Origin of the sequence: Chitinophaga sp., assembly GCF_036569125.1 — a bacterium.
Classification (GTDB): Bacteria; Bacteroidota; Bacteroidia; order Chitinophagales; family Chitinophagaceae; genus Chitinophaga.
Genome location: NZ_DATCRF010000480.1, coordinates 1 through 6,898, shown reverse-complemented (window position 1 = coordinate 6,898; position 6,898 = coordinate 1). Strand labels below are relative to the sequence as shown.

Annotated in this window: 9 protein-coding genes; 5 read left to right on the top strand and 4 right to left on the bottom strand. The window is 45.5% G+C overall.

Going from position 1 to position 6,898, the window contains the following annotated elements:
• Together VIM87_RS17875 and VIM87_RS17870 are read left to right on the top strand one after the other, a co-directional pair.
• A partial coding sequence (locus VIM87_RS17875) for an ABC transporter permease (protein WP_331998318.1) occupies positions 1-735 on the top strand: 735 nt, incomplete at its 5' end.
• An 86-nt stretch (positions 736-821) separates the two neighbouring features.
• The gene (locus VIM87_RS17870; protein WP_331998317.1) at positions 822-1,928 is read left to right on the top strand and encodes an acyltransferase; all 1,107 of its coding nucleotides are present in this window, start codon (positions 822-824) and stop codon (positions 1,926-1,928) included.
• 15 nt (positions 1,929-1,943) lie between these two features.
• Here VIM87_RS17870 and VIM87_RS17865 read toward each other — a convergent pair whose 3' ends face one another.
• From VIM87_RS17865 to VIM87_RS17855, 3 genes are all read right to left on the bottom strand, one after another.
• Positions 1,944-3,362: an alpha-L-fucosidase gene (locus tag VIM87_RS17865; protein ID WP_331998316.1), complete on the bottom strand. Its 1,419-nt coding sequence runs from the start codon at positions 3,360-3,362 to the stop codon at positions 1,944-1,946.
• Positions 3,363-3,748: 386 nt separating this feature from the next.
• Positions 3,749-4,198, bottom strand: coding sequence for a cupin domain-containing protein (locus VIM87_RS17860; protein ID WP_331998315.1), 450 nt, complete (start codon positions 4,196-4,198; stop codon positions 3,749-3,751).
• A 264-nt stretch (positions 4,199-4,462) separates the two neighbouring features.
• Positions 4,463-4,696: a hypothetical protein gene (locus VIM87_RS17855; RefSeq protein WP_331998314.1), complete on the bottom strand. Its 234-nt coding sequence runs from the start codon at positions 4,694-4,696 to the stop codon at positions 4,463-4,465.
• Positions 4,697-5,027: 331 nt separating this feature from the next.
• Here VIM87_RS17855 and VIM87_RS17850 point away from each other — a divergent pair, with 331 nt between their 5' ends.
• Complete coding sequence (locus VIM87_RS17850) at positions 5,028-5,675, top strand: class I SAM-dependent methyltransferase (protein WP_331998313.1); 648 nt, start codon at positions 5,028-5,030, stop codon at positions 5,673-5,675.
• A 94-nt stretch (positions 5,676-5,769) separates the two neighbouring features.
• A complete protein-coding gene (locus tag VIM87_RS17845) occupies positions 5,770-6,174 on the top strand; it encodes a VOC family protein (protein WP_331998312.1) in 405 nt (134 codons plus the stop codon).
• A 12-nt stretch (positions 6,175-6,186) separates the two neighbouring features.
• On the opposite strand, the gene VIM87_RS17840 is transcribed toward VIM87_RS17845, so the two are convergent.
• Positions 6,187-6,483: a hypothetical protein gene (locus tag VIM87_RS17840; RefSeq protein ID WP_331998311.1), complete on the bottom strand. Its 297-nt coding sequence runs from the start codon at positions 6,481-6,483 to the stop codon at positions 6,187-6,189.
• A 140-nt stretch (positions 6,484-6,623) separates the two neighbouring features.
• Between VIM87_RS17840 and VIM87_RS17835 the strand changes: the two genes are divergently transcribed.
• A partial coding sequence (locus tag VIM87_RS17835; protein WP_331998310.1) for an SDR family NAD(P)-dependent oxidoreductase occupies positions 6,624-6,898 on the top strand: 275 nt, incomplete at its 3' end.

The following is a 6,898-nucleotide window of genomic DNA, read 5'->3' as shown; positions in this document are numbered from 1 at the left end:
GATTCCGCTCATTCCATCCTGGTTAATGAAGCATTTGTAAAGCAGGCCGGATGGAAAAGCCCCATCGGCAGATCGGTGATCTTTAACTTCGATAATAACAGGGTTTACCAGGTGATCGGCGTTGTAAAAGATTATCATTTTACTGCGCTGAATCAGAAGATCACGCCGCAGCTGTTCACCATGAAACATACTAATCCATACGGGACCTTTTATATTAAGCTCCGGCCAAATGCAATCACGGCAAGCCTCCAATATATTCAAAGAACATTTAAACAGTTTTTCCCGCTGAGCCCCTATAATTATACCTTCAGGAGTGAAGCAAACCTGAAAAGCTATGAATCGGAAGCCAAGTGGAAACAGATCATCCTGTTTGGCGCCCTCCTAACTATCTTTATTTCCTGCATTGGACTGTTCGGGCTCTCTGTTCTGTCGGCAGAAAAGCGCACCAAGGAAATTGGTATCCGGAAAGTGCTGGGTGCATCTGTTCAAAGCATTGCCGGCATTCTTTCAAAAGACTTTGTGAAGCTGGTGCTCATTGCGCTGGTGATTGCCGTTCCCCTGGCCTGGTTTGCGGCAAATAAGTGGCTGGAAAATTATCCTTACCGTATTACGCTCAGCTGGGCAATGTTTGCTTTTGCTGCAGCGCTGGTGATCATGATAGCCCTTTGCACGGTAAGCTTTCAGGCCATTAAGGCGGCGCTCGCTAATCCTATTAAAAGCTTAAGGACCGAATAAATACAATTACCAGTAAAAATTGTCAGCATATTATTACATCTTTGCCCCTGCATTGTTAAATATTTGAGCATCAGAAACGTTATTGGATGTACGAACAAAACGGGGTACCAGGTCTTAACGCTACCAAGCAACATTTTAAAATACTGGATGGTCTTCGGGGATTAGCAGCGGTTGCGGTTGTTATTTTTCATTTCATGGAAATAGCGATACCGGACTACAGCAACAATTTTATTGCGCATGCCTTTTTAGCCGTTGATTTCTTTTTTTGTCTTTCAGGATTTGTGATCGCTTATGCCTATGATCAGAAGTTACTGAAGATCGGTGTCTGGAACTTCTTTAAGCTAAGGCTGATCCGCCTGCACCCGCTGGTTGTGATTGGGGCCGTTATCGGGATCATTGCTTTTATTTTTGATCCGTTCAGCGATCTTTACCTGCAATATTCCGGTAACCTGGTTACCATGTTCTTTACAGCCAGCCTGATGATCCCTTACCCGGTAGTGCCTGAACGTTATTTTAACCTGTTCCATCTCAATCCTCCAACCTGGTCTTTATTCTGGGAATACGTTGCCAATATTTTCTATGCTTTTATCCTGATCAGGATCCGTAATAAAGTGCTATGGATCCTCACTATCATTGCCGGTGCAGCGCTCTTTTATGAAGCGCAGCGGTCCGGTAATTTAAGCGGAGGCTGGGGCGGCGACAACATTTTCGGCGGCTTTGCCAGGGTATTCTATTCTTTCCTGGCAGGTATGCTGGTGTATCGCTCAAAGTGGATTATTAACTCCCGTCTCACCTTTCCCGTTGTAGGCATCCTGTTAGCTATTGTGTTTTTAGTACCCTTTGTAAAGGAGTGGAACCCGATCGTGGAGCCGCTTATTGTGATCTTTTACTTCCCATTCCTGATCGCACTGGGAGCGGGTGCGCGCTTAACAGCATCTTCAACCCGCCTTTGCAATTTTTCAGGAGAGATATCTTACCCGCTTTACATGGTCCATTATCCATTTATATGGATCTTCTTTAGCTGGATTGAAAAGAACAAGCCTTCTATGAGCGAGATGATCCCTGTTATTATTATAGGGGTAATATTGTTGATCGCCTTTGCTTATCTGGTGATGATCTTTATTGATATACCGGTGCGTAACCGGCTGAAAGGTTTGTTGATTAAGGGGGCGCCGGTTAAGGGGGGGAGTTGAATTACCCCTTAAAAATCACCTCCCGCTTTCGGCATCCTGCTGACGGCGGCTTTGCGACGCAAGTAAACTCCCTTTTACTTCCAGCTCAATTACGGTTGCAATGGGATCAGCGCTTACCCCGGAAATATTAATATCTAACCCATTGCCCGAGGCCGAAGTTTGCAGCTTGTTACCGTTTGCCAGCAGCTTGCAGGCCACCACACTGTTTTTGATCCCGTCAACATGCAGGGTTCCGCCAGCGGGCATGTCAAATACGGAAAGGTAAAGAAGGGTATTCCCGTTATGTTCCTTTTTGGTGCAACGGCCCCAGGAGAGCGGAGCTAATGGGCTTTTTTGTGTTGCATGAATGGCAGCGCCGTTCTTATCCATCCAGCGGCCCATTCCCTCCAGGATCTCAACGCTTTCCTGTGGGAAAGTTCCATCTGCTTTGGGACCTACATTCAGCAGGTAGTTCCCGCCTTTTGAGGCAATATCGATCAGGTTCCTTACCAGCGTTTGTACGCTCTTCCATTTATCATCAAAGCTTTTATATCCCCAGGTGCCGTTCATGGTCATGCATACTTCAAAATCTTTTCCGTCCATAGCTTCGGCTGGAATGTGCTGTTCCGGCGTTACAAAATCACCGGGATAGTTGGGGCGTTTCAGGCGGTCGTTGGTGATGATGTCCGGCTGCAGCTTCAGCACGGCCTGCAGCTTCTCCGCAAATTCGTCTGTCATATTCGTAGGCGTATCCCACCAGAACTCTGCTATCTCTCCATAATTGGTTAACAGCTCCTTTACCTGGGGAACCGCTACCTTGTCAATATATTCCGACATGGACCGGCTGGTCTGATAAGGATCCCAGTGGCCGGTATGCTCTTTCGTGTAGGCGTCTATTTTAGAGGAGTCAGGATTGTCCCAACCTTCTGAAGCTGCTTTCCTGGCTGCTGCGCCACCCGGGTTATTCCAGTCCTGCGCCTGCGAGTAATAGAAGCCCAGCTTAATGCCATACTTGCGGCAGGCGGCTGCCAGCGGTGTTAACACATCCTTGCCGTATGGGGTAGCATCCACCATATTCCATTTGCTGGCCTGCGATTTGAACATGGCAAAACCATCGTGATGCTTGGCCGTGATCACAATATATTTCATACCGGCATCCCTGGCCATTTTCACCCAGGCGTCCGCATCATATTTTACGGGATTGAACTGCTTGGCATATTGCTGATATTCGGATACAGGGATCTTTGCCCGGTTCATGATCCATTCACCGCCGCGCTTTACCTGCCGGCCTTTATAATTGCCTGCAAGCACCGCGTAATCTCCCCAGTGAATGAACATGCCAAAGCGGGCTTCCCGCCACCATTTCATTTTCCCGTCATGATCTGCATGCTGTTGAGCGAACAGCAGCACCGGCGCCAGGAAAAGCGCAAATAAGAAGATAGCAAGCTTTTTCATTTAAATTTTTTATGATCAGTGATTGAGTTACATGGCAGCACATCCTTCAGGGTTCCCAAAGCAAACCCCGGCAATAATTGAACAGGCAATTATTGCAAATGACGGGTAGCCACGATCATGAGTGTTTTTAGTTTATCATATTCCGCGGAATTCAAAGCAGGCGTGGCTATGATCAGGGTGGCCGGATCAATAACGACTACTGTGAACAATAACGTGAATCCCTCAGCTGTTTATGCAAACGTTAGCATAACATTTCAAAAAAAACGTGGATCTATTTAAAAATGAAATTATGGATAAATCCATGATAAAAAAATATCCAATTTTCACCAATGGTGGTTCTTTTTTACCAAAAGGGATTACAGGTAGCTAATATATAGGAAGGGAGCTTATTTAGCCTTGGGCGTCTTTTCCGTTTTCCATTTAATAACATGGTATACCGCCTGAGTAGTGCCTACATTCCTAAGACCATGCAATTGATTCGATGCCTGGAAAATAACGGAGCCCGGACCCACACGCTTGGTGATACCGTTCACCGTAGATTCAACGGTTCCCTCTTTTATGATGATCAGCTCTTCATCAGGATGCTTATGCGGTGGGTGAGGGGCCTCCCCGGGATTCAGGGTAGTTACATGCAGTTCCAGCTCATCTAATGTGGGAGTGGGAGCCTGAAGGAACTGGCGCCTTTCTCCGGTTTTAGTAGCTTCCACTTTAATACTGTTCCAGTCGTAGATAGTGGACGATAAAGGGGCCTGCTGGTATTTATGCGCAATAATGGCCATGGGAATGCACATTGCCAGTGCCGTGATACAAATAAAGGTTATTTCGCGTTTGGTCATGATGTTGGGTTTAGGTAAATTAATTTACAAAACATTGCTTACAACTTTGCAGTAATTGTAAACAGATCGTACTGTTCCCCCGACCAAGAACAAAAAAAGCCAGGCAGGAATGCCCGGCTATTTTTTAACCATATCCTATGAAAAACCTACGTAAAGGTATATACGACATTCATCAGAGGGTGTTAACTGCTTGTTAAACAAAAAACCGCCCGGAGGCGGTGTAAAATTGTTTGACATTTGACGAATGATATTAGAAGGCGTACTCTAAAGTTCAATGTCCGGAGGGATGGGAGTGCTTTTTATTTTTTCAAGTGCATTTTTACATTGAAGCAAATGCTGCAATGCTTTGTTATTAAATTCTTTTGCCCTTTCTATTTGTTCAAGCAGTAATTGTCTGGTTGCTTTGAATTGCCGTGTTGTTTCTGCAAAATCCAGCCGGGCCTGGTTAAAGCTATCTACGAGCTGGGGCTCAGAGGAATATTGACCATCTGCCTTCATAGCGATAAGATTAATTAAGTGAGAAAAATACTTATCGCCGGAAATGTCAGAGAAGAACAAAATTACCGTCCTAACTTCGATAGCTTGACATTGATAAACTCAGTCATAAGCGAGTGATAAGCGTTATACAAGCAGGCTTAGCGGATCTGCGCCAGCCGCATCAGTTTTACGCATAAATGATGTAACTGTAATGCAGCATTAATCACGCCGCTTTTGATGGAGTAGCTAATAACAGCAAGCTGATGGTGAACCGCGGATGGGAAAGCTGGCGCCAGTAACGATAGAGGGAGTGCTTTTATTTTTGTAACTTTGTTGCAAAAAAAACAGGATCATGGCAGATAATACCGCTAAGCCGGAATTTTGGGAAGCAGCTTTTAATGAAAAACATGAAATGTGGGGCTTTGAGCCATCAAAGTCTGCCGTATTAACGAAGGATCTTTTTGTCCGGGAATCAGTAAAAAGCATCCTGATCCCCGGGATTGGTTATGGACGCAATGCGCAGATCTTCATAAACAGCGGAATAGCTGTAACAGGGATCGAGATCTCAAAAACAGCCATTGAAATGGCGGAGAAGCATTACGGCGCAAATATGGTTATCCACCATGGCTCTGTAACAGATATGCCTTTTGACAATAACAAATACGATGGCATATTTTGTTATGCTTTGATCCATTTGCTGGATAGCAGTGAGCGTGCGAAACTCATCCAGGACTGCTATAATCAGCTTGCTGAAAATGGCTGCATGGTCTTTACGGTCATTTCAAAAGAAGCTCATACCTACGGACAGGGTACCCTGGTGAGCAAAGACCGATATGAAATGTTCGGGGGCGTTAAAATGTTCTTTTATGATGTGGCATCCATCCATGCGGAGTTTGACAGCGCCGGATTGTTTGAGATCATGGAGATCACTGAAAACTATCCCTTCTTTTTAATTAAATGCAGAAAAAGCGGGGTAACTAAAACAGATTTGGCCAAATAAAAATAGATGAAAATTGTCCGGAAGCTGATGCATAAAGAAACATTTAAAATGCATATCTTCTCCTTCCATTTTTAACTGCACAACAAGTTTACATATGAAAAAAGTAACGGGCCTTGGCGGCGTATTTTTTAAATGCGATGATCCGAAAGCTATGAACGAATGGTATGCCAAGAACCTCGGATTGGCTACCAGCGAATATGGAACCACGTTTGAGTGGCGGGAAGCCGATGATCCGTCAAAAAAAGGATCCACAACCTGGAGCGCATTTCCGCGGGATACCAGGTATTTCGATCCCTCGGCCAAGCCTTTTATGATCAACTACCGGGTGGCGGATCTCGTTGCGCTGGTAGCTGAGCTAAAAAAGGAGAACGTTACCATTGTTGATGAGATTGTGGAATATGAGTATGGAAAGTTCGTCCATGTGCTGGATCCGGAAGGGAACATTATTGAGCTTTGGGAACCCAAAGATGATACGGACCAGGATAAGGCGGAAGGCTAAGCCGGTACCCTTCTACCATACATCTTCTTTCCGCGCCTTTAGCTGTGCAAGGATCTCCTGTGCTATATCATCATCTTCTGTGGTGGCCGATAAGCGCTCCTCCAGGCGCTGTTCCCAATCCCGTAGTGATTCTGCGGGCGTAGGTCCAACTCCAAAAACACCTGTCCTGGGATCAGGTCCCAAAATACAACAGTACATGTCTGCTTCTTTGAAAAGTACCGGACGAAGCACGCGTACGCGCTCCGGAGTATTTTCAGCCTCATATTCTATTTCAACACGCGTGTCGGGTTCAATCCGCATCTGTTCCATATAGGTCTTTTGCATTGTAGGATACAAGAAGCATGCCTTTAGAAATTCCTCCGTTTCAGAGAAATGTATAAGTTTTGCCGTTAAATGTTCAAGTAAAGAAAGATGGGTTGAAAGAACTTTGTGTTATAAAATTTATAATCATGAACACAAAGAATCAACAATCAAAGATCGTCCTGGTAACCGGTGGCAGCCGGGGCATCGGGAAAAGCATTGCAATGAATGCGGCCAGGCGTAACATGGGGGTGATCCTCACCTACAACAACAACCCGGAACAGGGGCAGGCTGTAGCGGATACTATCAATAACAATGGCGGTAAAGCGGTGGCTTTATACATGGACGCGGCTAAGATCAGCGCCATCAGCGATTTTGCCGGCCAGGTAATACAGGCGCTTAAGGAAGAATGGAACCGCGACAG

What these genes read in the sequence shown, in the direction of transcription:
- VIM87_RS17870 (WP_331998317.1), top strand. Translation starts at nt 822, where the DNA reads ATGTACGAACAAAACGGGGTACCAGGTCTTAACGCTACCAAGCAACAT.
- VIM87_RS17865 (WP_331998316.1), bottom strand. Translation starts at nt 3,362, where the DNA reads ATGAAAAAGCTTGCTATCTTCTTATTTGCGCTTTTCCTGGCGCCGGTG.
- VIM87_RS17860 (WP_331998315.1), bottom strand. Translation starts at nt 4,198, where the DNA reads ATGACCAAACGCGAAATAACCTTTATTTGTATCACGGCACTGGCAATG.
- VIM87_RS17855 (WP_331998314.1), bottom strand. Translation starts at nt 4,696, where the DNA reads ATGAAGGCAGATGGTCAATATTCCTCTGAGCCCCAGCTCGTAGATAGC.
- VIM87_RS17850 (WP_331998313.1), top strand. Translation starts at nt 5,028, where the DNA reads ATGGCAGATAATACCGCTAAGCCGGAATTTTGGGAAGCAGCTTTTAAT.
- VIM87_RS17845 (WP_331998312.1), top strand. Translation starts at nt 5,770, where the DNA reads ATGAAAAAAGTAACGGGCCTTGGCGGCGTATTTTTTAAATGCGATGAT.
- VIM87_RS17840 (WP_331998311.1), bottom strand. Translation starts at nt 6,483, where the DNA reads ATGGAACAGATGCGGATTGAACCCGACACGCGTGTTGAAATAGAATAT.